The 26,146-nt window shown below is 63.7% G+C and carries 18 protein-coding genes and 1 tRNA gene; 6 read left to right on the forward strand and 13 right to left on the reverse strand.

Features of this window, described 5'->3' with window-relative positions; all coding sequences use genetic code 11:
• Positions 1-174 precede the first annotated feature (174 nt).
• The gene (locus HRU71_14555) at positions 175-1,884 is read right to left on the reverse strand and encodes a M48 family metalloprotease (protein QOJ04634.1); all 1,710 of its coding nucleotides are present in this window, start codon (positions 1,882-1,884) and stop codon (positions 175-177) included.
• 218 nt (positions 1,885-2,102) lie between these two features.
• On the opposite strand from HRU71_14555, the gene HRU71_14560 reads away from it, so the two are divergent.
• Positions 2,103-3,032, forward strand: a complete 930-nt coding sequence (locus HRU71_14560; GenBank protein QOJ04635.1) for a hypothetical protein — start codon at positions 2,103-2,105, stop codon at positions 3,030-3,032.
• Here HRU71_14560 and HRU71_14565 read toward each other — a convergent pair.
• Together HRU71_14565 and HRU71_14570 are read right to left on the reverse strand one after the other, a co-directional pair.
• The gene (locus HRU71_14565) at positions 3,018-3,527 is read right to left on the reverse strand and encodes a hypothetical protein (protein QOJ04636.1); all 510 of its coding nucleotides are present in this window, start codon (positions 3,525-3,527) and stop codon (positions 3,018-3,020) included. The two genes, HRU71_14560 and HRU71_14565, sit on opposite strands and share 15 nt — an antisense overlap.
• Positions 3,528-3,638: 111 nt before the next feature.
• On the reverse strand, positions 3,639-3,923 hold the full coding sequence (locus HRU71_14570) for an antibiotic biosynthesis monooxygenase (protein QOJ04637.1): 285 nt from the start codon (positions 3,921-3,923) through the stop codon (positions 3,639-3,641).
• Positions 3,924-4,124: 201 nt separating this feature from the next.
• Between HRU71_14570 and HRU71_14575 the strand changes: the two genes are divergently transcribed.
• A tRNA-Ser gene (locus HRU71_14575) sits at positions 4,125-4,213 on the forward strand.
• A gap of 257 nt (positions 4,214-4,470) precedes the next feature.
• Here the strand turns inward: HRU71_14575 and HRU71_14580 are convergent.
• From HRU71_14580 to HRU71_14595, 4 genes are all read right to left on the reverse strand, one after another.
• On the reverse strand, positions 4,471-7,779 hold the full coding sequence (locus HRU71_14580; GenBank protein QOJ04638.1) for a glycosyl hydrolase: 3,309 nt from the start codon (positions 7,777-7,779) through the stop codon (positions 4,471-4,473).
• Positions 7,780-7,888: 109 nt separating this feature from the next.
• Entirely contained in the window at positions 7,889-9,241 is a 1,353-nt protein-coding gene (locus HRU71_14585; protein ID QOJ04639.1) for a hypothetical protein, read from the reverse strand.
• A 27-nt stretch (positions 9,242-9,268) separates the two neighbouring features.
• On the reverse strand, positions 9,269-10,201 hold the full coding sequence (locus HRU71_14590; protein QOJ04640.1) for an agmatine deiminase family protein: 933 nt from the start codon (positions 10,199-10,201) through the stop codon (positions 9,269-9,271).
• Positions 10,202-10,213: 12 nt separating this feature from the next.
• On the reverse strand, positions 10,214-10,960 hold the full coding sequence (locus tag HRU71_14595) for an agmatine deiminase family protein (GenBank protein ID QOJ04641.1): 747 nt from the start codon (positions 10,958-10,960) through the stop codon (positions 10,214-10,216).
• Between the two features lie 212 nt (positions 10,961-11,172).
• Between HRU71_14595 and thrC the strand changes: the two genes are divergently transcribed.
• Both thrC and dapB read left to right on the forward strand, forming a co-directional pair.
• On the forward strand, positions 11,173-12,552 hold the full coding sequence (gene thrC / locus HRU71_14600) for a threonine synthase (protein QOJ04642.1): 1,380 nt from the start codon (positions 11,173-11,175) through the stop codon (positions 12,550-12,552).
• An 80-nt stretch (positions 12,553-12,632) separates the two neighbouring features.
• A complete protein-coding gene (gene dapB / locus HRU71_14605) occupies positions 12,633-13,541 on the forward strand; it encodes a 4-hydroxy-tetrahydrodipicolinate reductase (protein ID QOJ04643.1) in 909 nt (302 codons plus the stop codon).
• 27 nt (positions 13,542-13,568) lie between these two features.
• On the opposite strand, the gene HRU71_14610 is transcribed toward dapB, so the two are convergent.
• Complete coding sequence (locus tag HRU71_14610) at positions 13,569-14,525, reverse strand: prepilin-type N-terminal cleavage/methylation domain-containing protein (GenBank protein QOJ04644.1); 957 nt, start codon at positions 14,523-14,525, stop codon at positions 13,569-13,571.
• 121 nt (positions 14,526-14,646) lie between these two features.
• Between HRU71_14610 and HRU71_14615 the strand changes: the two genes are divergently transcribed.
• A complete protein-coding gene (locus HRU71_14615; GenBank protein ID QOJ04645.1) occupies positions 14,647-15,543 on the forward strand; it encodes an SDR family oxidoreductase in 897 nt (298 codons plus the stop codon).
• A 134-nt stretch (positions 15,544-15,677) separates the two neighbouring features.
• Here HRU71_14615 and HRU71_14620 read toward each other — a convergent pair whose 3' ends face one another.
• A complete protein-coding gene (locus HRU71_14620) occupies positions 15,678-19,178 on the reverse strand; it encodes a S8 family serine peptidase (protein ID QOJ04646.1) in 3,501 nt (1,166 codons plus the stop codon).
• 252 nt (positions 19,179-19,430) lie between these two features.
• On the reverse strand, positions 19,431-21,167 hold the full coding sequence (locus tag HRU71_14625; GenBank protein ID QOJ05029.1) for a VWA domain-containing protein: 1,737 nt from the start codon (positions 21,165-21,167) through the stop codon (positions 19,431-19,433).
• 277 nt (positions 21,168-21,444) lie between these two features.
• Here HRU71_14625 and HRU71_14630 point away from each other — a divergent pair, with 277 nt between their 5' ends.
• Positions 21,445-22,437 carry a dienelactone hydrolase family protein gene (locus HRU71_14630; protein ID QOJ04647.1) on the forward strand — a complete coding sequence of 331 codons (993 nt, stop codon included), beginning with the start codon at positions 21,445-21,447 and terminating at the stop codon, positions 22,435-22,437.
• An 8-nt stretch (positions 22,438-22,445) separates the two neighbouring features.
• Here HRU71_14630 and rfaD read toward each other — a convergent pair whose 3' ends face one another.
• The 3 genes from rfaD to hutH all read right to left on the reverse strand — a co-directional run bounded on the left by rfaD (position 22,446) and on the right by hutH (position 26,129).
• Positions 22,446-23,411 (reverse strand): ADP-glyceromanno-heptose 6-epimerase, encoded by a 966-nt coding sequence (rfaD, locus tag HRU71_14635; protein ID QOJ05030.1) that lies wholly within the window; start codon positions 23,409-23,411, stop codon positions 22,446-22,448.
• A gap of 1 nt (position 23,412) precedes the next feature.
• On the reverse strand, positions 23,413-24,465 hold the full coding sequence (locus HRU71_14640) for a deoxyhypusine synthase (GenBank protein QOJ04648.1): 1,053 nt from the start codon (positions 24,463-24,465) through the stop codon (positions 23,413-23,415).
• Positions 24,466-24,599: 134 nt separating this feature from the next.
• Positions 24,600-26,129: a histidine ammonia-lyase gene (hutH, locus tag HRU71_14645; GenBank protein ID QOJ04649.1), complete on the reverse strand. Its 1,530-nt coding sequence runs from the start codon at positions 26,127-26,129 to the stop codon at positions 24,600-24,602.
• Between the last annotated feature and the right edge of the window lie 17 nt (positions 26,130-26,146).

The following is a 26,146-nucleotide window of genomic DNA, read 5'->3' on the forward strand; positions in this document are numbered from 1 at the left end:
ACGCCGGTGATCCGATTTTTCTGCCTGCTCCCGAGTCGATGGAGATTGACGGCCAGCCTCGAGTTATGGGCTGCCGCGTCGATGTCGGCGCCGACGAGTTTCTCGTGGGGGATCCGGGCAGTGGTGATATGAACGGCGACGGCCGGGTCGATGGGAAGGACATTCAACCGTTCGTCAGTGCGTTTCTGGGGATGGGGCCGGCGGCGTGGTATTGCGTGGCGGATCTGGATACGTCGGGGATATTGGATTCGACGGATGTGGCGTTGATGGTCGACCTGCTCCTGACCCTGGAGCGGTCGGTACCGTCGCCGCTGAAGTCTTATTGATCGGCACGCGTTTCGTGGTGGTCCACGCATCGGAAACAAACGGCAAATAGATCCAGCCTGCGATCATCGTGCCAACCACGGCCGCGCCGATCAGGCCCACTTTAATGCCCACGAGCTGTCGCTCAAACCGCGCGAGGGCCGCGGGGCTGTTCAGGAAAGATTCCAGCAATCGGCAGCGCGACGCGATACTCCCGTGCCGCCAGCTTGGCGCGTCGCGGGCGATCCCGTTCAGATCGGCGATGCGGGTCAGCGTGCGGCCGAAGACGTTGGCGGCGGTCGTGCAGACCCCGGGGGCGGGCGACTTGCCGTGAACGCGGCAATGAGGCACGCACGACGCGATGTCGGGCGTGACGCACTGGACGCCGAAGAGATCGGCCTGCCGCTCGAACTTGCGTGACAGCCAGCCGAATGCAAAGAGCCAAAGCGCCAGCAGCACGGCGAGGCTGATGAATTCCAGCAAAGCGGGGTCGGTCACCCATCGCATGCGTTGCAGAGCGATGAAGGCGCCGCCGGCGAGGTACATGGTTACGAGAGCGAAAACACCGAATAGCGGCAGGTGCCAGTGGTGAACGTGGCCGGCCTCGTGCCCGAAGACGGCCTCGATTTCCTCGTCGTCAAGGTTCTCAAGCAATGCATCCGAGACCAGAATGTAGCGCATCGGCGGGACGAAGCCCACGACGGCGGCGTTGATCGTAGTGCCATGTGTCTGCCACAAGAGAATCTCGCGGTAACGCAGTCCGATGCGCCGGCAGGTCTCGACAAAGCGGCGTCGCAACGGGCCGTCCGGCAGGGGGCGCGTGGACCAGATGTGGCGGATCAGCACGGGCGAACAGAGAAGGATGAAAAACGACGCGATGCCGAGCAGGGCGTCGGCGGCATAGGCGTGCAGCTTGACTGGCAACCAGGTCCGAAACAGCGGCGAAGGCTGGAACGTTCCGTCGGATTGAATCGGCTTGAGCAATTCCGTGAAATGCTTCACAAAGACGATCAGGATCATCGGCGCGGCGACCACGAGTATCTGATGACGACATTTATCGAGAAGATACGCGCCGAGGGCGACGTCCGGCTCGGTTCCGTGCGTGCGAGAATCATCGGCCACGTCGGCCTGGCGCAGGGCAACGTGGCGAATCGCACGCTCGACTGGGAAAAAAACAATCCATTGGAACAACACCGAGGCGAAGAACGGCGCGAGCATGACCAGTTCGTCGGCCAGCGGCCAGCGGTCCAGGCCCAGCGGCCCGCGTACAAAACGAGGCCACGGTGTCGCCAGGAGCAGGGCGCAAAGCAGGACCCCGTGAAGGAGGGAGAGGCCGAACACCGCGTGCGAGAGCCGCGCGGCGCAGACTTCGGCGTGTCCGGCATCAGGATGCATCGCGGAATTCAACCAACGCCGCGCGGCGAGCGCCGCGCCGAACGAAAACACGACGCAGGCCATGGCGGGGAGGACTGCCGGCAGGGGGTCGGAAAGCGAAGCACCCCCTTTGAAGAGTTGAAGCTCTGCGACCGGGAGATTGCCGCTAAGGACCAGGGCGAACGCGAGAATGATTAGGAAATGCATGCGTCCGTATCCCGGCTGGCGTGTAAAATAGCGTGCAACAGGAGGTTAGACGCGTGCGGGGCGGCGAGGGGGCCGCGGCCAATTCCGCAAGGATGAGTAATACGCATGCGCATGGCGTCGTTACAATCCTGTGAGGCCTGCCCCGTTGTCAGCGGGCGGCGATTGCGTTCATCATAGTGCACGGATCGCACTAATCAAAGAAACGGAGACCATCAACCATGTCGGTTCGAACCAGCGTCTTGAGTTTAGCGGCGGTTTTGATTCTGGGGTCCGGGGTTTTCGCGCAGGATGGCCAACCTGCGGAAGAAGGCAAGGAGGTCATTGTGCCAGGCCCGGTCAAGCGGGAGCGGCGCGAGCGGCCACGGTTCAAGGAAATCGGTCGAGCGGATCCCGGTCTGGTGGCCGATGACATGGCCACGCGCCTGGCGCTGGACGAATCGCAAAAGGCGCAGGTCATTCAGATGGTGGCGAATTTCCAAGCTCTGCAAAAAGACCTACGGCAGAAGTATCGCCCGTCGGACGAGAGCATGCAGCGGTTGCACGGAATCCGCGAGGAGATGAAAGCGGCGCAGGAGACGAAGGACGAGGCGAAGATGACCGCGCTGCTCGATGAGTTGAAAGCGATCCGCGCGAAGAACGATGAGCTGATGCGGCCGCTGTCGGAGCAGATCGAGGCGGCCAAGGCGGAACTGCACACGAATCTCGAAGGCCTGATGCGAGGCGAACAGCGCCAGAAGTTCGCGGCCTACTGGGAGATGTACGGCGGTGATCGCAATCGCAAGCTGTCGATGGCGGCGCGCAGCCCGCAGGCGCTGAAGGCGCTGGTGGAGCGGCTGCCGGGTTTGAGCAGCCGGCAGAAAAACGACATCGACGCGGTGTTCAAAGCGTATTTTGAATCGAGCAAGCAGAATCGCCGCGTCGGGCGCGAGGCGGATGCGGCGGTGAAGAAGCTGTACGACGACGTCGCAGCGCTGCTGACCGAGGAGCAGAAAACCAAGCTTGAGCAGCAGATGGGCGGCGGGCGCGGCCCGGGCGGTCGGGAAAAGCCTGGCGCGCCGGCCGCGGAAGCGGCCAAGGGCGATGCGCCGAAGGATGGCGCCGCCGGCGGCGAGGCGACCAAGACAGAGCCGCCATCATCCGGCGGTTGATTCACCGGCTTGTGTTCGATCGGCGGTGCGCAGGGCCTCGACGATTTCCAGGAGGCCGTCGCGCGCCTGAATCTGAATCGTGTTTTCGTCGATTTCCCATTTCCCCTCTGGCGGTCGATCGTGCGTCGTGAGGTAGAAGTACTCCACTGCGCCCAGGCCGCCGCCTGGAATATAGACACCATACTTTTTAATGCCGTCCCAGGGCAGGGTGATCGTGCGCGTCAGCGTGACGAACCGCGCGCCCTTCGGCGATAGCACCAGCCGCCGCACGTAGCCGCGGATCAGCCCGTGAACGGTCAGCAGCACGACCAGCCCGGCCGTGGCCTTCATCCAACGCGGCGTCGGATTGATCAGCAGGAACCCCTGCAAGACACAGATCGGCAGCATTACCATAAGATAAATGCGCAGCGGCGTGCGCAGATAGGGCCAGCTCGTGCAAAGGAGTGACCGGGCGCGATCGGCGGTTCGTGCAGCAGATTCGGGGCGTGAGTTCATAGCGTGCGGCGCGGGCCAAGTCATGCAACATGCAACACGAAGCGGCTTGAGCAACCGACAACCCGGGTCGTGCAGCGAACCCGCCGGAGCCGCTGGCCCGCTGCGATTGCGTCAATGCTCGTAATACGTGTGCGACGGCCGGCCGGCGAGAATCTGCTCCTTGCCCCAGTTGGCGACGGCGCGGAACGCGTCGGACCCGATGAAACCCTCGAATGCCGCGCGGTCGCTCCAGTCGGAGAGGATCACGTACGATTGCGGATCGTCGATATCGCGGCACATGCGCGTGGCCGTGTGACCGGCGATGCCCGACATGGCCTTGATCACGTTGCGAAAAGCCGTTTCAAAAACACCTTCCTTGCCGGGGATGACTTTGTAATTCATGCCGATGGTGACCATGTTGCCTCCGATTGCCCGCGGGTCGAGGGTGTCGCCGCGTGAAATGCGCTCGCGCGATTTCGAATCGGTCGCGCGTTCACAGGCCGGGATTGTACGAGATTCGCCGCGACCCCGCCAAACGGCAAGCCGCGCGGGTGCGTGGCCGTGCCGCTGCTTGACGCCCTCCGGCCGCACCGGACAATAGGGCGGCAGCAATCACCTGGAGAGGTGTCCGAGTGGCTGAAGGTGCATGCTTGGAAAGCATGTGTACGGGTCAAACCGTACCGGGGGTTCGAATCCCCCCCTCTCCGTTTCAATCAAGGCGATCATGGGGCAAGGTCCTGTATCCGCCGCAGCAGCTTGATTTGCGCGAGGTGATTCCGGGCGCGCACATTCGACGAGGATAGTCATGGCGGATTTAAGTGGAGCCGCAGGATCCATAGGGTGTTTGGCACCCGTCGCGGCGGTTGAATCACAGGCGAGACGCCTGTGCCACTGGTGAATGCTAATAGCGGCTTCACTTCAGTGCGTTGAATCGCTCGCGCGCCGTGCTTGCCCTAAGAATTCCTCATTCTTCCATCTCCCATTTCGGCACGCGGCCGGGCGTCCACGGGGCGCCGGCGGCTTCGAGTTTGGCTTCCAGCGCGGGGAGGTCGGTCTCGATAAGTTTCGTGAGGTCGGCTAGCAGCGGGGCGAACTCCTCGCCGGCGAAGCGATAGGCGTCGCGCTGCGTCTGCGTCGGCGGACTGGTGGCGTACCAGAGGCTGTTCACGGCGTCTTCCACGCGCTCACTGATCGACGTGGGCGTCGGCTCGTTGCGCTTGCCCAGCGTGGAATCGCCGCGGAGTTTCGTGACGAGTCCCTTCAGCCGCAGGTCCATCGCCCGCACGTCGCCCAGCAGGGTCGGGTCGGCGTCGGGCGTATCGGCGATCGCTTTGCGAAGGTGTTGCAGGCGCGTGTCGGCTTCGGAGGCGGCGCGGGAGGCGCCCTGCACGGCGCGTTGCAGGCGGGAGAACTTCCGTTTGAAGGCGATCAGCTCCGGCTGGTTTGGATCGACGAATGTCGCGTTGTCCAGCGCGACGACGGTGAACGTCTGCGGCCCGGCCAGCGTGGTGACGGTGCCGTCGACTTCCTTCACGAGCGTTGCCGTGTACGGCCCCGGCAGCGCGAGCGGGCCGGCGGGTTGAACGTCCCACGGGTCGAGGTCCGGCCCGCCCGACAGGCTGACCGGCCGTGCCGAAGGATAACGCAGGTCCCAGTTCGCGCGGTGGATACCCTTGTCGCGCTTACAGGGGACGCGGCGGAGCGTTTTGCCGTCGCGGTCCTGAATGACCATGAAGACCTGCGGCTCTTTTTCCTGATCCTCGGCGCGAAGCTCGTCCATCGTCGGCAGGGGGACATCCTTGCCGTCCTTCAGGGCCTTCTTTTCTGCTTCCTTGCGCCTTTCCTTGCGAGAGGTGATTTTCTCCTTCAGGTAATAGGTGAACACCGCGCCGAAGGGCGGATTGGGGGCCGCGAAGTACGACGCGCCCATCCAGCCGCGCCCCTTCAGGCCGCCGAGCCGGCTCGACGGAATGTATCGCAGCGCGGGTTTGATCGGGAACAGGTGCGCGTCCTTGCCGAGGGTTTCAGGCGTGCAACTGCGCAGCGGTGAGTAGTCGTCGAGAATGAAGAGACCGCGTCCGAAGCTGGCGAGCGCGAGGTCGTTTTCGCGGCGCTGCACGGCGATATCGCGGATGGCGATGGTCGGCAGGTCGCCTTTGAGTTTGACCCATTTCGTGCCGCCGTCGAGTGTCACGAAGACGCCGAACTCCGTCCCGGTGAAGAGCATCTGCGGGTTTTCGTGATCCTCGGCGACGCTGTAAACGATGTTGCGCTCGGGCAAATCGCCCGCGACGTTGACCCAGTTCTTGCCGCGGTCCGGGCTGCGCAGCAGGTACGGCTTGAAGTCGCCGTTCTTGTGATTGTCGAACGCGGCGTAGACCGTGCCGGCTTCGTGCATCGACGCCAGCAGGCAGCTCACGTACGACATCTCCGGCACGCCGGGGAAACGCTCGATCTTCTGCCAGGTGTCGCCGCCGTCCTGCGTGACCTGCACCAGCCCGTCGTCGGTGCCGACGTAGAGCGTCTTTTCATCCCTTGGGGATTCGCAGAGCGAGACGATGTTGCCGTAGAAAGACGTGGAAGCGTGCTTGGCGACGGCGTCCGCCGGCTGGATGCGGCCCATCACTTTCAGCTTGTTGCGGTCGATCTGTCGCGTGAGGTCCGGGCTGATCGCCTTCCAGGCGTTGCCCTGATCGTCGGAGCGAAAAAGGATGTTCGCCGCGAAGTACAGCCGCTTGTGATCGAAACTGCTGATGATCAGTGGCGAATCCCAGTTGAAGCGCAGCGGCGGCTGGCCGGGGGCCTCGCGCGGTCGGATGTCGATGGTCTGGCCGCTCTTGCGATCGTGGCGCACAAGTCCGCCGTATTGCCAGAGGCTGTAAACGATGTTGGGGTCTTCGGTGTCGACGCGGGTGACGAAGCCGTCGCCGCCGACGGTGACAAACCAGTGTTCGTTGGTGATGCCGGCGCGATCGAACGTCCGCGAGGGAGCACCCATCGTGTTGTTGTCCTGCGTGCCGCCGTAGATGTAATAGAAAGGCGTCGAATGATCGACGGCCACGCGGTAGAACTGCGTAACGGGCAGGTTGTGCTTGTAGTGCCACGTCTCACCGCGGTCGAAGCTCTCATAGACGCCGCCGTCGCAGCCGACCAGCAGGTAGTTCGTGTCGTTCGGATCGATCCACAGGGCGTGATCGTCGACGTGGCGGTCGGTGTTGGGCACGCGGCGGAAGGTCTTGCCGCCGTCCTCGGTGCGATGCATGAAGGTGTCGAGCGAATAGACCACGTCGACGTTTTTCGGGTCGGCGACGATCTCGTTGTAATACATGGGGGACGTCGCGATGTAATCGCTGCGTTTTTCCCACGTCTCGCCGCGATCGGTCGAGCGGAAGACGCCGCTCTTGTCCTCGGCTGCTTCGACGATCGCGTAAACGATGTCCGGATTGGCGGGAGAAACAGCGAGGCCGATGCGGCCCAGATCGACGTCGGGCAGGCCCTTGTTGATCTTGCGCCAGGTCTCGCCGCCGTCGGTGGACTTGTAGACGGCTGATTCCGGGCCGCCGTCGATGAGCGTCCAGACGTGGCGGCGGCGCTGATAGGCCGTGGCGTAGAGGGTGTTCGGATCGCGCGGGTCAATGTGAACCTCGTTCGCGCCGGTGTCGTGGCTGATGAAGAGCACGCGTTTCCAAGTCGCGCCGCCATCGGTCGTCTTGAAGACGCCGCGATCGCCGCCGGCGCTCCAAAGCGGCCCCTGCGCCGCGACCCAGACGGTGTTGGAATCCTTCGGATGGACGACGATTCGTCCGATGTGCTCGGACTCCTTCAGGCCCATGTTCTGCCAGCTTTGGCCGCCGTCGCGCGAGCGATAGACGCCGTCGCCGAACGAGACGCTGCGCTGACTGTTGTTCTCGCCGGTGCCGACCCAGACGACGTTGGGGTTCGACGGATCAAGTGCGATGCAGCCGATGGAGTACGAACCTTCGCCGTCAAAGATCGGCTTCCAGGTCGTGCCGCTGTTCGTCGTTTTCCAGACGCCCCCGGAAGCAACGGCCACGTAGTACGTCGAGCGATTGTCAGGATGCACGGCGAAGTCCCCGACGCGACCGGACGACAGGGCCGGTCCGACGCAGCGGAACTTGAGACCGGCGGCGGTCTCGGCGGTCAGCTCGGCCTTCTCGGCGGGCTGGGTTGTCGCGGCTTGAGTCGTCGCGGCGGGAGCGTCTGCACTGGCTGAGAATGCAAGCGTGAAGACGAGCGGAATCGCTGCGAACATGGGTGAAGACTCCTCGGTCGGCGCGCGACAAGTCCGGTCGCGCGATGCGTGGCACGCATTGCAGTATATCGGCACAAGGCGGATGGCCCGCGTGCCGGCGGTTGTTGAATCAGGGCACGAGCAGATTGATGAACGGGCCGGCGTCCAGACCGTCGATGAAGGTATCCTGATTCACGTCGGCAAGGTTGACATCGCAGCCGCCGAACCCCATGGGGTCGAGCAGCGCCTGCACAAACGGGTCAACGTCGTTGAGATTGACGGTCAGATCGCAGTTCAGGTCACCCAGCGGCGGCTGCGGCACCCAGGTGGCGAGCGAGCGCGGCGCGATGCCATTCGTCGAATACGCGCCCGGGCCGTTCATATTGAGCGAGCCGTCCGGGGCAACCTTGAACGAATAGACGCCCATGATTCCGTCCGTCGCAGTCGAGTTGTCGGTGACGAACATGAAATCGCCCATCGTGCGCACATCGCCGAGCGTGCCTTGAAGGCCGACATCGAACATGTACGGCGATGCGGTCAGCGCGCCGGTCACGGGATTCACGAGCAGTGTGCGGACCGTGGCATCGGTGCCGTGGCCCACGATGAGCACGGAATCATCCCCGGTGAGAAAGACGTTGGAGGGCGACGCGCCGGGGGAGATGAACGGTGTCCCGTCCATGCCGGTGAGCGTTCCGTCGGGGTTGATCGTCATGCCGACGACTTTGTTTCCGCCGTCGCTGATGCCGCCGGCCCCGTAGAGCTTGGTGCCGTCGTGGCTGACAGCGAGTTCGAGCGCGAACGGCGCGCCGGTGGATTCGGCGTCGAGCACAGTGAGCGAGCCGCCAGGGCCGATGGTCCAGGCGCGGATCATGCGATTCCCCGATGAGTCATTCGCGTAGAGATAACTGCCCGACGGATGCACGGCGAGATAGCCGAGGCTGTTCGATACGGCGGTGACGGCGAAGGCAAACGTCATGGAGGGCACGGACGGGTCGAACCGCCAGACCCAGACGGAATCGGGATTGGTGCCGGTGATGGCGGCGGCGAAGTACTCGTTGTCGAGCCAGACGACATCGAGTGGGCCGTCCTGAAGGACGGGGAGCGTGACCTGGTGGAGCAACGTGACGCTGGCGTCGGCGTTGACGCGGAAAAAGCTGATGCCGTCAAAATCGCCGGCGGGGTGAACGGTGACCAGATGTCGCCCGTCGGGCGTGAGCGAGATTTCATACGCGTTGCAGCCGGGGCAGGGGTCGCTGATCGTGGCGCGCGTTCCGGTGACGACTTTGTTGACGAACTGCAATTCGCCGTTGGTGTCGACGCGGAATGCAGAAACGCTGCCTTCGAGGTTTCCGTTGTTGGAGACGAAGAGCGCGGGGGTGCTGGACTGCGCGAACGCGCGTTGCGGGGTTGTGCCGGTTGCGGCAACGACTCCGAGCGTGAACGTTAACAGCATCAGGCGTCCGTTAATCGTGTGAGCATTCATGACTGCTTCCTCCCTTGTTCGAAAAAATCAGGGCAACAAGCCGTCGACAAGACGCGCGATGTCGCGCCCGTCGCGTTGGCCGTCGCCGTTGAGATCGGCGTTGTTGATCGGGCATCCGGGATAGGTCGAGGCGTAGGTCGTCGGATCGAGCAGCGCCAGGACAAACGGCGACACGTCGCCGAGGTCGCGTGCGCAATCGCAATTCATATCGCCGATCGGCGCGGTCGATCCGGTGATCACGAGATTTCCGATGCTGCTGTCGTGGCCGGTGTTGCCGTTGGCGTCGCGCGCGACGACTCGAATGCGCGCCGCGCTGGTGCAGAGGTTCGGTACGATCCAATTGTACGAGCCGGTGTCGGCGATGGCGGAGGCAATGACGGTGTCGAAGGAATTGCCGCCCGTCGTCGAGAGCAGAATATCCACGTTCGACACGGCGTTGTCGTCATCGGTGATCCAGTTGATGGTGACGCTGTTGCCGGGCGCGGGCAGGGTCTGGGCCGTGCGCGGCGTCTTGAGGTACACCGTCGGATTCGCTCCGCCGCGATGCTGCGGAACGTGCATGGCGATGCAGTGCATGACGCCGGCGGCGGTGACCATGGCCTGGCAGTTGATCTGCGCAACGCTGTATCCCGGCATGGCCGCCTGCCATGCGGCGAGGGCGGTGGCGTTTGACGGTTGCACCGTTGCGTTGGTATACGACGGAAGCAGGATCAAATTGTTGCAAATCACGACGTTAGTATAAGTGTAATGCACGCCGCTCACGCTGAACGCGGGGACGCGGTACACCGTGTAGCCCATGCCGGCCATCGTCACCGCGGCGTTGTCACAGATGACATCCTGCGTCGAGCCGGGGTTGTTGGGCCAGTCGCTGATCATCACCTTCTGATCGCCGCAGACCTGCATCCACATGTCGATGTGCTGCGTGGCGTCGACCGTGGTCGGAAAAGGATCGAAGAACATGTGGTTCAACCCCTAGTACGTGTTCCAGATGTTCGTGATCTGCGGCTCGGTCAATAAAGGATTCTCGTTGACGGTCAGGCGCGTGGCGAACGACTGCGTATTCGCGCTCAAATGGAAATTCCCGCCCCCGTGGATCAACTCGTTCGGCGAGTACAGCGTCTGCAATTCATAATAGCCATGCTTCTTGTAATTCGAGAAGGCGGTCGGAATCACGTCGTCATTGGGTCGCGGCCGGTTGTACCGGTGATCGACAATCACGCGACAATCACCTTGGTACACATAGCGCGGACCGTAATCGCGAATCCAAACCGTGTCCGTCGTCGCGATGAGAAACTTCACGCGGCTCATGTTGGTGCCATTGCCGGACAGCGTGGTTGTGGCCGATGATTGCGCCGTGGCATTGGCCACGACGATGTAAGCGTTTGCATTGCCGGTCGTCGTGATCAGCCGGGCCATCTCGGCGATGATGCTCGTGTAGGACCGCCAATTCAGCAGGATGCCGTCCATTGGCTCGTATTCGGCGACGCAATGCAACGCGCCGGTCGGCGCCGCCGTCGCCACGCGCGGGACGGCCGGGCCGCCGGGGTTCTCGGCAAGCCAGCGCCGCTCGGTCTCGGTCAGGTATCGCGGGATCACGGCATCCGGCGGAAAGACCAGTTCCCCGTCGACGATGACCGGTTCATCCACTTGTGCGATCGCGGAGGAAGAGGCAAGCAGGAATGCAGACAGGCAAAGGATGCCGCACAAAACCAGGCGCATGAGATACTCCGATTCACGGGAGTGTCGACTCCCGAGAGGGACGATGTCGATCCGATCGACGGCGGGGTTGGTGTGGGGCCGGGCACCCTGGTCGATCGATTCCCCAATCCACGTCGGCCATTCTACCGTAAACGTGCGAATCGGATCAAGACAATTCCCCGCCGTCGCTCGGTGCGTTGGCGGACCTAAGCCCAGCGGATAACATCACTTGCATGAGCGCCGCATTCCTTCGCTGCATTCGACCAGCCTGCGCCGCGGCGTACGATCTGGGCGACGAACGCTACGAATGCGGTCGTTGCGGCGGGCTGCTGGATGTCGCGTACGACTGGACTCGTTTGAAGCCGCCGGCGTCATTATCGTTCTTTGAGTCACGCTGGAGCCGCCGGGTCGCGTCGCTCGACTTTTCGGGCGTGTGGCGGTTTCGCGAATTGCTGCCGTTCGCCAACGCGGATGACCTCGTCACGCTTGGCGAGGGCCAGACGCTGTTGCAAGCGGCGAACCCCGCCACGATGGACCTGCCGCTTCAGCCGGGCCGGCTGTACCTGCAATACGAGGGCATGAACCCGTCGGGCAGTTTCAAGGACAACGGCATGGCCGCGGCCTTCACGATGGCCCGGCGATTGGGGCGACCGCTGGTCGGGTGCGCGTCGACGGGCAACACCAGCGCGAGTTTGGCGATGTACGCGGCAAACACGCGGCTGCGCGACGGCCGCGCGATGAAGTCGGTTGTCTTTATCGGCGCAGGCAAGATCGCATTCGGGAAACTCTCCCAGGCGCTGGATCACGGCGCGATCACGCTTCAGATCGACGGCGATTTCGACGCCTGCATGGCGCGCGTGCGCGAGGCGGCCGGGCGGCTGGGTCTCTACCTGATGAACTCGGTGAACCCGTTCCGGCTCGAAGGACAGAAGTCGATCATGTACCGCGTGCTGGAGGGGCTGGGGTGGGAAGTCCCCGACTGGATCGTCGTGCCGGGCGGCAACCTCGGCAACAGCAGTGCGTTCGGAAAAGCATTCATCGAACTGCGCGAGCTGGGGCTGATCCCGCGCATGCCGCGGCTGGCGATCGTCAACGCGCGCGGCGCGAACACGCTGTGCGAGCTCGTAAACGCGCGCGGGTTGCGCTGGAATGGCGGACAATGGGACGCAGCCGGGGCGCAAACGTACTACGCCGAGCAGGCCGCGGCCGGTCGACGCGCGCGGACGGTCGCGACGGCGATTGAGATCGCGCACCCGGTGAACCTCTCGAAAGCGCTTCGATCGCTGGATGCGATGAACGGCGTCGTGTGCGAGGTGAGCGACGAGGAGATCCTCGACGAGAAGGCGCGGATCGGCCGGCACGGCCTGGGCTGCGAGCCGGCCAGCGCCGCCAGCGTGGCCGGGCTGCGCCAGTTGCTTGCGAGGGGCGTTGTCGAGCAGGATGCGCGCGTCGTGTGCATCCTGACCGGTCACGCGCTGAAGGACCCCGACGCGACGGTGACCTACCACGCCGGCGGCGCGAGTGGCCCCGCGCGCGGGCGACATTCGAATCAACCGATCCGCGTCGCGAACGATCTCGACGCGATCTGCCGCGCGATCGAATCCGCTCCGTGAAGCCGGTGAATGGCGATCCGTCGGTGTGGCGAGCAGAGGTATCCGGTGGACGTGAAGCGCGCGTAATCAAAGCAGAAGGAATGATCGAGATGCCAATCAAACTCGCAATCGCCGGCGCGGCGGGGCGCATGGGGCGGCGACTCATCGCGCTGGCGTCGGCCGATGCGGAGTTGACCATCGCCGCGGCGTTGGAGGGGCCGCGTTGCCCGGAACTTGGACGCGACGCGGGCGAGTTGGTGGGCCTTGGCGCGATCGGTGTTCAAGTAACGACGCAAGAACCAAACGACGCGGCGGCGAAGGCAGACGCAACGTTCGACGCCCTGATCGACTTCTCCACGGCGGCGGCCACCGGCGCCTGGATCGACTGGTGCATGAAAGCCAAACGGCCGATCGTGATCGGCACAACGGGTCACGACGCGGCGGCGCAGGCGCGCATTCGCGCGGCGGCGCAGTCCATCGCGGTGCTGAAATCGGCGAACATGAGCGTGGGCGTGAACGTGCTGCTGCGGTTGGCACGCGAGGTGGGCGCGATGCTGGATGATTCGTACGACGTGGAAGTGGTCGAATCGCACCATCGTTTCAAGGTCGACGCGCCCAGCGGAACGGCGCTGGCCCTGATCGAGGCCATTCAGCGCGGGCGAACCGACGCGGGCCGCGCAGCGGGAGAGGTGAACGCATCGCGCGCGGCGAATCCCTCCGAGCCGGGCCAGTCATGGACCGGAAGTGCGCCGCCAGACCCCGCCAAGCCGGCGGTCCCTCGGACCGGCCGCGCGCCCGGCGAGATCGGCGTGCACAGTTTGCGCATCGGCGACACGGTCGGCGAACACAGCGTGCAGTTCGGAAACCTCGGCGAGACGATCACGCTGGCGCACAGTGCGCATTCGCGCGATACGTTCGCGGCGGGGGCACTTCGTGCGGCGAAATGGCTCGTGGGCCGCGCGCCGGGATTGTACGACATGCAGGATGTGCTCTTTGGCGAGCGACGATAGCCGGCGACCGTCACGAGCAAGGGCCGCTCAATCACCGGTACCGCCGCCGATGCTGATCGCGCACTGCGCGTCATCACGGGGAAGATCACAAACCGGCGGCCGCGGATAACAATCCATCCGCCAATTCTCTCCGCGCAACACCCAGTAGCCTCCGTATTGATCGGAGAGGTCCTGCTGCCCGGCCAGATGGATCGCGCCAGCGTGACCATCGACGAAGAGCACGTTGAATAGGTTCGCCTTCCGATGCCAGCCCATCGTGCGGTAGGTCGGCGCATTCCACTTTGCAACTTCGGTGATCGCCTCTTCCAGAATGACCGTCGTTGCGGCGTCCGGCACCTGGGTCGCGGGTCGCATGTAGGGGCCGTAGAAATGTTTTTTGTAGTTCGGCGTATTGTTCGTAAAGTTGATGTGATTGTTCAGGCGGTAGCTGCTGCCGGTCGTAACGTGCGTCGGACGGTTTCGAACCTGCGCGCCGAGAAACCAATCGTCAAAATTGACCGGCGCTTCGGGGATGCCGGAATCGCCGAGACATTGATAGAGATTCCATTTCGTATTACGGCCATCCTGAAACAGGTATTTGTTCAGCAGACGGTTTTCGGCGATAAAATCCGGACTGGCGTACACCAGCATGCCGGTCGCGCCGCCGTATTCAAACTCGCCGTCGTACCACCAGCTGATTTCGGCGCGAGGGTGCACCGGGCTGGTAAACCCCTGCGGATCGTCCGTGCTGTAGGTCGAGAATGCGATTCCCAGCTCGCGCATGTTCGCCAGGCACTTCACCTTCGTCCCCTCGGACCGCGCCGAACCGAGCGCCGGCAGCAGCAGCGCCAGCAGCGTCGCGATGATGGCGATGGCAACGAGCAGTTCCAGCAGCGTGAAGGCGGTGCCCGTGGTGCGACTCCGGCGACGTCGCCTGCCGGCAGGCCCAGGCCGCTCACAACGCGGGGCGATGGATCGGTTCAAACGGAGTGCTCTGCGTCTCATGAGACCCGCTCAATCGGGACTGGTACACACAGCGGTCCGCTGCGGGAGATGATCCCTTCATTGTATCGTGCGAGCCGTCAAATGAGAATGAGCCGGTATGCGGGGACCAACGGGAGTCACGATGACGATGGCAACCAATTGGCTGATCACCGGCGCGGGTGGGCAGTTCGGCAGTGTGCTGCTCGCGCAACTCGTCAGTGCGGGGTACGATGCGCGCGGCTGGGTCTCGCCGCGCGGGCCGAAACCGCGCGCCGGGCGCTGCGAAGCGGTCGATTTGTGCGACGCCGCGAGCGGCTTGGCGCTGCTGGACTCCACCCGGCCGCGTGTGATCGTACACGCTGCGGCGGTAACGAGCGTGCAGGCGGCCTACGACGATCCCGGTGCGGCGCGGCGCACGAACGTCGACGCGACGAAGCGGCTGGCGGAATGGGCGGCGGGTCACGACGCGCGATTGATTTACATCTCCACAGACATGGTGTTCGACGGATCGGCCGCTCCGTACGACGAGTCGGCGGCGACCTGTCCGGTGTCGCGGTACGGTCGATCCAAAGCGGACGCCGAAGAAGCCGTGCGCGCGATCGGCGGTGACGCGCTGATCGTGCGACTGCCGCTGCTGTACGGGCTGCCGGCGGTGGATCGGCCGACGACGTTTGTCGGTCAGTTGGCGGCGCTGCGGGAGGGACGGGCGCTGCGGCTGTTCACCGACGAGTTTCGCACGCCGATCGAGCTGGGCGATGCGGCGCGGGCGGTGATTGAGGCCGCCGCGTCAACAGCGACCGGTGTCTTGCACGTCGCCGGGCCGCAGCGATTGAGCCGGTACGAGATGATCGAGATCGCGGCGCGAGCACTGGCCATCGAGCGGCCGAACCTGACGCCAATCTCGCGCACCGAAGCAGGCGGACCGGAACCGCGCCCGGCCGACTTGAGCCTTTTGTGCCGGCGATTCGAACTGCTGTTCGGCCGCGCGCCGGGTCGGCCGATGGCGGAAACAATGAGACAAATAGTGAAAAGCGAATAGGAGACCGCAGGGTGCGTCCTGGACGCGCCCTGAATCGCGCAAAATGAAAGGGGTTCGCGGCGATCGAGAATCTCTCGGCGCCGCGAACCCCTTTTACAATCCCATTTCTACATTCCGCTATTCGACCTTCCGGCCTACGGACAGCCGTTGCCGAGCAGGCAGTCAACGAACAGGATGCGGTCGTTGCCGCTCAAGTCGCCGCTGGCGTCCATGTCGGCGCAGCCGCAGCCCGGTGCGTAGGCGTCGTTCCCGATCGTGCAGTTGACGAACTGCTGCACATCGAGACCGTCGCGGAACGTGTCGCCGTTCAGATCGCCCTTCAGGGCGCACTGCGGCGCGAACCAGTCGAGCACGCGCTGCATGACGGCCTGTCGATTGGCCGGGGTGCTGATCGCCTCCCACGGGAAGCCGAAGAAGACGGTCTTATAGACCGGCGTCTCCTTGTAGATCGCCGCCTCCGGCGGCGTGCCGGCATTGCCGCTGAAGGCCAGCAGCGCCGTGGCGTTGGGGCTGATCCGATCGCTGAAGTTCGTGAACGGATAGCTCAACGTGTACGGGCCGTAGCCGGAGAACAGGGCGTTCTGCCCGGTGACGGTCGTCTGGTTCACGTCGTTGGTGCCGGGGCTGGCCATGCCGAGGTAGTTCTGCATGAAGGCCGTCGGAACGCCGGTCGGGCTATCCCGATCGTACAGGTAATCCTGGCTGACGATCCACAACCGCTTGCCCGTGTTGAGCCACGCCTCCAGCGCCGCCTCACCAGCCGCGCCGGGGCCGCAGAACCCGCCGAACTCGTCGCCGGTGAACCAGATGACGATCTTGTACGGGCTTAGCTGGGCCGCGGTCGGCTCGTTGTCGGTGTTGTTGGTGTCCCAGACATCGTAACTACGGCCAAGGGCGTCGAGCGCGGCGGTGTAGGTCGCGCGGACATCCGGGCCGTTGTCGTCGTCATCGACGAGGAGAATCTGCGGGAACGATCGCGTCGTGAAGCTCCACTCGGCCGAGTTTGGACCGGTGCCGCAGAGATTGGTCGAGCGCACACGCCAGTAATAAGTCGTGTCGCTTAACAGATCGGCGCCGGGTGTCCACGTTGGATTAAGCAGGCCGGTGGCGCTTTGCACGATGTTCGTGAAGCCGGCGTCGGACGCGACCTCGATCGTGTAGCTGACGCCCTGCGCCGGGACGTTCCACGTGAAGTTCGGCCGAAGTGCCTGATTGGTGACACCATTCGCCGGGGCCGTGAGCGTCGGTGCGGCCGGAGCAGACGTGTAGAGATTCAGCCCGGCGACAACCGAGCGATTGATCGCGCCGGAGACGCCGTCAATCTGAACGTTGTAATTGCCGGCGGAGGCCGCGCCGGTGTTGGAAATGGTCAGCGTCGCCATGCTCGGCGGCGTGACCGGGTTGGGACTGATGTTGGCCGTCGTGCCGCCCGGGTTGCCGCTGACGCTCAACGTCACCGGGTCGGTATAGCCCATGATCGAGCCGACATCGATGGTGTAGACCGCATCGGCCGGGGCACAGACGTCCTGCGGCGAGGGCGAGACCCCGAGCGTGAAGCTCGGATCCTGCGCACAATTGTAGCAGACGAGGGCGAAGTCCTGATCGGTGGCGTCGCCGCTGTTCGGGATTCCGTCGGAGTTGATGTTCGCCGCATTGACGCGAATCAGGTAACCGCCCGGCGCGGTCGGACCGATGAAAACGCCTTCGGTGTTGTTGCGGTCATCCGCCGCACCGCCGGTGATCGACCAGCCGACGCTGTTGAAGACGTTGCCGCGGTACACGTTGGCGCCGTCTTCGACGGTCAGATCGAGGTTGTTGTTCCACGCGGGGGTGCTGCCGCCCAGGCCGTGACCGGGGGCATCGGTCCAGACCAGCATGATCTTGATCGGCTTGGTGGGGTCCTCGGCCGAGACGGAGCGGGTCCACTGCTCGCCGGTGTTGTCGAAGACAGCCGGGTTATCGAAGTAAAGCACCGACAACTGCGGATCGACGACTTTCTGCAGTTCCATGCGGCCCCAGCCCTGCTTGCTGTCGAACGGAGGACCGAGGATGCCGCCGTCGGCGTCGAGTTTGCCGACGAGGTTGCGGGCTTCGGCGATGAAGGCCGCCTTGATTAGCGCGGGGCTGGGATCAGTCGTGTACCCCGGCAGGCCGCGATAGTACTGAATGAACAGGGCGACCGCGCCGGAAACGTGCGGCGAGGCCATGCTCGTGCCGCACAGCAGGCTGTAGCTGTTGGTCGGGTAGGTTGAATCGACGTAGCAACCGGGGGCCACCATGTGCGGAATCTTTCGACCGTCCAGCGCCGGGCCGTGCGCCGTATTCGATGACAGATCGTCGATTTGCAGGATTTGCGCCCCGCCGGGGCTGGTCTGCATCTTGGTGGAGCCGATTGTGAACAGGTTCTTGCCTTCATCTGGCGTGCCTTGGGTGCTGGTGCCGCCGTTGCCGTTCATGAAGGAGAGAACGAACGTCAGAGGTTGATTGCCCGCGGCATTGGGGTCGGCATCGCGCACGCCGACGTCGACCTGTCGCGTCTTCTCGTCGTATCCGAGCGGCGTGCCGGAAGGCCCCCAACTGTTGCCGGAGAGCGACGAACCGTTGTTGTACGACGTGGTCATCAGCAGCAGCATGCCGCCCGCTTGCGTGTACGTCGGGCTGTAGTTCTGCTCGATGAGGTTCGCACCGGGCGCGACGCCGAGGCCGCGCTGGAAGCCGAAGCTGTCGAGTACGCCACTGGTACCGTCTGCGGCCATGATGCCGGCGGTGTGAGTACCGTGAGAACTGGACCCGGTGCCGCAGGAGACGCCGACGCATGGGAGAAAGCGGTTGACGAGGTTCGGGTGCGTGTCCTGCACACCGCCATCGACGTTGGCAATGATGACGCCCGCGCCGTTGACGCCGACGCTGGACAACCAGGCGAGATAACCGGGGAAGGCCTGGTTCGAGCCGTTAACGTTGTTGGCGTTGACTTGATTGCTCATCTCACCGCGAAGTCCGCCATCGGTCGCCTCGGGCTGAATGCTGTAGACGCCTTCCAGTTCGGCTGCATCGCGATACTTGTCACCGGGAAGGACGAACGTCACGTAGGAGAAGGCGGGATCGCTGTCGGCGATGCCGTCGAGCTTTCCGCCCAGCGCCGTGATCGCTTCCACCGTGCGGCCGACGTCAGCGCCTTTATAGACAAGAACAGTTGATGCAACGCCTTCCGCCGGCAGCGAGCGCCAGCGCGGCAGGACTTTGTACGCCGGGAGGAAGTCGCCCGTCCAGCGAACCGCCGGCGCCGCGCGGGTCGCGGTGACGGCCTCCAAGTCGCCATAGACGACGTAGGTGAACGGATGAATATATTGAATGACCTCCATGCCGCTCGCGCGGAGATCGTCGAGCCATTCCTGCTTGGTCGGTCCGACGAATTGAACGAGTCGCAGGTTCGGACCGGCCGATCGCGGGGTCGCCCACTCCTGCGGCAGGGCGGGTTGCGCGACGAGCGGATCGAAGCTCACTTCGCCGAGCGTCAGCGTGTAATCCACACTCGGACCGGGCGCGACGACCTCGGCTGCACGAGCCGATGGCACAAGTGAAGAAGCGATGATGGCAAGAACCAGTACGACCCGGCGATAGATTTGCGTCGTCATTCCCAATCTCCACACCTTGTTTGACATAAGCGGCCGCCCGGCGTCCGGCAGCGGCGCACCATCGCGCGCCGTCTGCCACCCCGGCGGAAGCTTGAACTCAATGCCGGATTGACCTTGATCGGTGATCCAGCCAGCCATGTTAATGATAACAGAATCCGTTATTCGGATGTACAAAAATCCGAGGCGGGCCACCCCCAAAAAGTGGCACGGGTGGGGAAATCGCCCCGGATTGGACCCGATTCGCCGGGCGGGTCAGCCAATGCGGTATCGCCGCTGTTTGAGGTAATCCCAGACGACGTACCGCTCCAGTTCCCGGCCGCCCACGAAAAAGACGCGCCCGGCGGTGCGTTCGGCGAGAGTATTGGCAAACTGCACGTCTTCTTCGGTCTGGCCCCAGCTTGAAAGGAGAAAAACGTTGATCGTAATGCCCTGGTCTCGGCAGGCGGCTCCCTCGCGCAGCGTGAAGTGTTCGGTGCGGCGATCGGGTGGGTAGAGCATATAAAGCTGATTGTCTTCATAGTGGGCCGTGGGCAGGCCGTCGGTGATGAGGATGATCTGACGATTGGGCGTGTCCTGCACCTGGAGCAGGGTGCGCGCGAGGCGCAGGCCCTGCTGGAGGTTCGTGAAATGCGGCGGCAGATCGCGCTCGGTGATGCGTTCGTCGCTCAAATCGGCGCGGAGGCGCACGACGGGATCGTAGATCGTCACCGGCTTGGGCAGCAGCGCGGGGACTTCGGAAACATGCCGGCGTTTGGCGACGGTGTACACCTCGACGAAATCCACGTAGTCGCCGGGGTATTCGCTGCGAATCAGCCCGTGCAAGGCCAGGGCCATGCGCTTGACGTTGATGTATTGCCCGCCGTAGCGCATCGAACCGCTCATGTCCATGACGACGACCGTGGCGCACTTGGGCGTGTTGCGCGTGCGATGGATTTCGATGTCGGCCGGAGTGAGTCGAATTCGCCGCTTGCCGGAAGCCGTTGAAGCGTCGTCCGGGCTGGCAGGTGATTGAGCGGATTTCTGCGTCTGGCGGACCAGCGCGTTGACGAGCGAGCCGGCGACGTCCATGTTCGCGAGCGAATCGCCGAATTCGTAGGGCTTGGTGCGCGGCAATTCGACCGCTCCCTCGCCGGTGATGTCGTCCACGTGCCGGCCGCTGCGCGCCGCCTGAAGATCAGCGAAGATGCGGTCGAGCAGCTTCGATTGAAACACGCGGAAGGCCTTGGGCGTAAGCGCGAACTGCTTGCCGTCGCGCTGCAGGCCCTGTTCCTCGGCGAGGTGACGGACCATTTCCTCGACTTGGCGCTGGAGCGCCTGCAATTCATTCACCTGCTCTTCGTTCGCGAAGCGGGCCAGCTCATCCATGTTGATGAGATAGAGCTTCGCGTTGCGCGCGGCCTCCTTGAGCTGTTCGATCAGGCGATCGATCGTTTCCAGCTCGTCCTTGATTTCGATGGCTTTTTCGACCGACATCGGCGTGCGGCCGGTGAAGGCGTACTTCGCGGCGAGCTGCTCGACTTGAAACGCGTCACCGAGCCGATCCATGAGCGTGACCAGGGCGCGGGCGAATTCGCTTCGCTGCGATTCGCCGTACCAGAGCTTTTCCAGGTCGCGCATCTGGGCCGCGCGCACGGCGCGATCAAAGGCTGCTTGCTTCGCTTTGGGCGGATGGGTATTTCGGGCGGCGGATTCGTAGGCGCGCTGCGCAGCCTGTTTCGCGCCGGCGGTTTCGTACGTCTCAAGAATTTTGCGCTTTCGCTCTTCGAGCATCGCCAGCAGGGAATCAAGGCTCGGCCCGAGGCCGCGAATCTGCGAGGGGTCCAGTTCAATGGCGTTGGCGAGTTCCTCGTCGGTGAAACGGCGCATGCTGCCGTAAGCGAGCATGTGTTCAAAGGCGGGCGAGACGAGGTCCGGCGGTTCGCGCGCGGGCATCGGAAAGCGCTGCGGGTCGTAACCGAGGTAGGTATGGATGATGCCGCCGGGGATCATCGGGTTTTCGAAGCTGGTGACGTTATTGAGTTGAACGGATTCCGGCGGAGATGGTTTGTGCGATTCCACGCTGCAATTATAACAACGCCAAGCCGCGAGTTCATCGATGAACGAATTTTGAGGAAGCAATATTGTTCTTGAACGATTTGCCGGTTGAACCTCATCTTTGAAGGGGGTATTCATTTTTTCACTTTTTCCGCTGGTTGCTGCGTTTCCGCTTCGAGGCTATTTTCCTTTTGAATCTCGCGTTGATGAACCAGGTGAAAGGGTCTGTGCTTTGTATCAAAGGGGTTCCACTTCCGCATTCCTGCTCACGTCGCTCCTGACGTGCGGCTGCGGGCAGCTTTCCCCGTGCCCGAACGAACGACTGAACACCAGCGCCACGCAACCATCGCCGCAGACGTTCGCGGAGCAGCCGTACGTCGGAACCGCGGATGCCTACCAGTTCGGGCCCCTCCAGGTGGTGTCAACAGCGATCGAGCGATGCGATCGCGGCGCGCCGGTCTTGCTTCGCATTCACGCACCAGAGGATCCCGGCCACTACGCAGTCTTGTTGTTTCAGCATGGGTTCATGGTGGAAAGCAGCGCCTACGAAGGCATGTTGCGGCAGATCGCCAGCCACGGATTTGTCGTCGTCGCGCCGCAGATGTACCAGCCCGGCCTGATGGCGCTGTTTGGCACGCCGACTGCATTCGAGGAAGCGGAGGTCGCTTCGGGGCTGGTTGATTGGATGACCGAGCATCTTAGCGCCGTCACCGGCGTGACCGCCCGGGTGGATCGACTCGCGATCGGCGGGCATTCGCGCGGCGGAAAGGTTGCCTGGCTGACGGCTTTGAAGGATGCAACGCGATTTCGGGCGATCATCGGGGTCGATCCGGTGGATGGCCGCGGGGGACCGGCGGGGAATCAACCGCGCGTGGCAGCGGAACCGTTTCCGTTCAATCTGCCGGCGCTGGTGATCGGGGCGGGATTGAACGGCGCCTGCGCACCGACTGGAGACAACTATGTGCAGTTTTACGAGTCGAGCCAGTCTCCCGCGTGGCGAATTGTGGCGAAGAACTATGCCCACGGGGATATGCTGGACGAGCCAGCGGCGGCGGCGTCCGCAGCGTTTTGCGGCACCGGGGCGGATCGCGAGTCGATGCGTCGAGCGACCGCGGGGATGATGGTTCTATTCCTGCGCGAAGCGCTTCAGCGGGGCGGGTCGCCTCCCGGCGACTTGTACGTCGCGAATCCTCCGCCGATTGAGATCGACGCGGTATCAAAGTAAGGCAGAGATTATTCGGCGAGGGTCTGCCGAACGCCCGCTTCGAGCGATGTCGCAATTGCGGCATAGCCGGCTTCGCGCAATCGCGTCATGTCGGCCTGGGTGAAGTTCTGATACTGGCCGGCGACATCGGGCGGCATGTCGATGAAACGGATGCGCGGTTCGCGGTTGAGCGTGGCGAAAACGGCGTGCGCGAGATCGAGAAAGGTTCGCGGCGTGCCGGTGCCGGAGTTGTAAAGGGCGCTGGGGGCGTGGTTGATCCAGAGCCAGATCAGGTGGTCAACGCAATCGCCGACGAAGACAAAATCGCGTCGCTGCTCGCCGTCGCGAATCGCGGGATCGTTTGACTTGAACAGGCGCACCTCGCCGGTGTCGAGAATCTGCCGGCGCGCGTGCCAGACGACGCTGGCCATGCGGTCCTTGTGTCCCTCGCGCGGGCCGTAGACGTTGAAGAACTTGACGCCGGCCCAGCACGGCGGCGCGGGGCGGCCCGCCGTGACCTGTTCCAGCGCCCATTGGTCAAAGTCGTTCTTGCTTTTGCCATAGAGATTGAGCGGTTTCAGCTCGCTCGGCGGGGTGCGATCGTTGAAGCCCATCCTGCCGTCGCCATAGGTCGCGGCGCTGGAGGCATAGATGAGCGATCGATTGTTCGCGGCGCACCAGTTCCAGAGCCGCTGCGTGTAGCGGATGTTGATCTCCTGAAGAAACTCCCAATTTGTTTCGGTCGTTCGGCTGCACGCGCCGAGGTGGAAGACGACATCGGGCTTGAGCCGCCCGGCTTCGAGATCGTCGAGAAACTGATCGTGCCGGAGCACGTCGCCGGCGGGGCGGAGGCGTGCGGCGGGCAGCCCGTTGAGATTCGGCGCTTTGGCGGGCGTGACCTCACGATCGACGAGCATCAGATCGTGCCCGTCGCGCGCCAGGCGGTGCGCCAGGTTCGACCCGATGAAGCCCGCGGCGCCGGTGACGGCGATCAGATTAGACATGCTGCGGCGTCATCTCAAAGAACTTCTGCCAGCGCCGGGCCTCGCGCTTCTTCCACGCCCCCTGGCCGTAGCCGTAGCCGACGATCGCCGGCACCGCCAGCGTCGCCTCGCTGTAGACCATTTGCTCAAAGGCGGTGTCGACCTTGCCCCAGCTTGAGGCCTCTTTGAGCGTGCTGCTGGAGAGGGCGCCGTCGCGTACGTCGGCCACGGTGACCTGAATCGCATAGCGGTGCATCTCGACGTCCTGTCCGAGGATTTCCGCGGCGACGACAACGTCCTGCGTGAAGTTCTTGGGCACACCGCCGCCGATCATGAAGATGCCGGTGCGCGGGCACTGAATCTTCAACTGCGTCAGTTCATAAAAATCGCGCCCGCCGTCCCAGATGACGTGATCCTTGCCGCCGCGCTCGGCGATGTGCGCCACCAATCCGAAACCGGCCGAGCAATCCGAAAAGGCCGGGGCGAAGATCGGCACGTCGTTCTCGTAGGCCGCGAGCAGGATCGAATCACGATTCTTGCCGTTCTGGTCGAGGTAGCGGCCGAACTCGCGGAGCAATTCGCGCGAGGAATAGGCCCGCGGCATGAGGCCGTCGAAGATTTGCTTGGTGACGTCGTCGCAGATGCGCAGCTCGTCTTCGTCAATGAACGTATCGTAGATGCGGTCGATGTGCAGTTCGCGGAGCGTGTCGTCCTCCATGCCCGACTTGAAGCGATCCGGAGCGAGGTAATGCTTGAAGCCCAGTCCCTCGAAGAAGTCCTGATCGATCAGGTTGGCCCCGGTGCTGACGATGCAATCGACCATGCGGTTGCGCACCATGTCGGCAAAGACCTTCTTCAGCCCCGCCGAGACCAGCGAACCGGCCATGCAGAGGATGATGCCGCAATCGGCATCGTTGAGCATCATGTTGTAGATCGTGGCAGCGCGGTGCAAATCGCGGCTGCTGTAGGCCATGTGCTCCATCGAGCCGACAAGCTTGGCGTAGTCGAACTTGGTGATGTCAATGTGTTCGATGGGCGTGGTCAGCAGTTCTTTTTTCGTGGCCATGGTGCTCCTCGATTTCCGGTTCTCGACCGGCGCAGGCTGCGCGTTCGCGTTTCGTTTCCCGAGTCAAATAGATTACTGCAATGCACGGCTCGTGAAAAGCGGTGCAAACGAGGGTGCATGAGAATGGTTGTGGATCAGGCGAGCGGGCCGACGGCGGCTTCGATTTCGTTGAGGAACGCCCGATCCTGCACCAGCGCCAACGCGTTCTGAATGTCTTGTCCAAAGGCCCGATCGGCCGTCGCAAACGGGATGACGCGGCGCACCGCGGCGTGCGCCGCCAGCGGGCCGATCCCGGGCTTGAGCGGCGCGCGGAAGTCCAATGCCTGCGCAGCGGTGAGTAACTCGATCGCCAGCACGATCTCGGCGTTGTCGATGGACTGTCGGCATTTCAGCGCGCCGTTGGCGCCCATGCTGACGTGGTCCTCCTGACCGAGACTGGTTGGAATGGAATCGGTGGAGGCCGGCGCGGCCAGCAGCTTGCACTCGTTCACCAGCGCGGCGGCCGTGTACTGGGGGATCATCAGTCCGCTATTGATTCCGGTGTCGTTGAGCAACAGCGGCGGCAATCCGTCGTGGCCGGAGAGTAACAAGTAGGTTCGCCGCTCGGAGATGTTGGCCCATTCCGAGAGGGCGATCGCGAGATAGTCGAGCGTCATGGCGAGGGGTTCGCCGTGGAACAGTCCGCCCGAGATGACCTCGTCGTCGACGAGAACGGGATTGTCCGTGACCGCGCCGGCCTCTCGCTCGAAGACCTCCGTCGCATGCCGCAGCGCATCGCGGCAGGCACCGTGAACCTGGGGAATGCAGCGCAGGCTGTAGGGATCCTGCACTTTGTCGCAATTCGCATGAGACGGGAGGATTTCGCTGCGGGCGAGGAGTTTGCGCATGTTCGAGGCCGTCTCCGCCGCGCCGGGGTGCGGTCGAAGTTGCATCAACCGGTCGTCAAACGGACGAGCACTGCCACGAAGCGCCTCCAGCGACATGCTCGCGACGAGATCCGCCGTCTTGGCGAGTCGCGCCGCGCGGATTGCAATGGAGGCTGCGTACGCCAGCATGAACTGCGTGCCGTTGATCAGGGCGAGGCCGTCCTTGGCGGCGAGTTTGACCGGCGCGATGCCGTTCGCCGCGAAGGCCTGTTCGGCGGGGAGGACCTGCCCGTTCGCACGAATCTGCCCCCGGCCGATGAGCGGGAGGACAAGGTGCGCCAGCGGGGCGAGGTCTCCCGATGCACCGAGTGAGCCGCGTGTGGGGACGACGGGCAGCAGATCCGCGTTGAGCATGTGAACGAGGCACTCGACGCAAGCGGGCTGCACGCCGCTGGCGCCGCGAGCGAGGGCGTTAATCTTGAAGAGCAGCATCAGGCGCACGAGGTCGTCTGGCACGGGGGGGCCGACGCCGACGGCGTGGGAGATGAGCAGGTTTTCCTGCAACGTGGTGAGCCGGTCGTTCGGGATGCGGATGTTGCAGAGCTTGCCGAAACCGGTGTTGACGCCGTAGATCGCGGCGCCGGATGAAATCAGTTTGTCTATTTGACCTCGCGAAGCGGCCATGGCCGCGACGGCCTTGGGAGCGAGGGTCACACGCAGCGGCTGACCGAGCGTGGCATCCAGCGATTTGAAGGGAATCGGCGAGCCATCGAGGATCAGGGCATGGGGGCTGGTCATGGGTGCGAAGTATAAGG

Source organism: Planctomycetia bacterium (assembly GCA_015200345.1).
Taxonomy (GTDB): Bacteria; Planctomycetota; Phycisphaerae; order UBA1845; family UTPLA1; genus PLA3.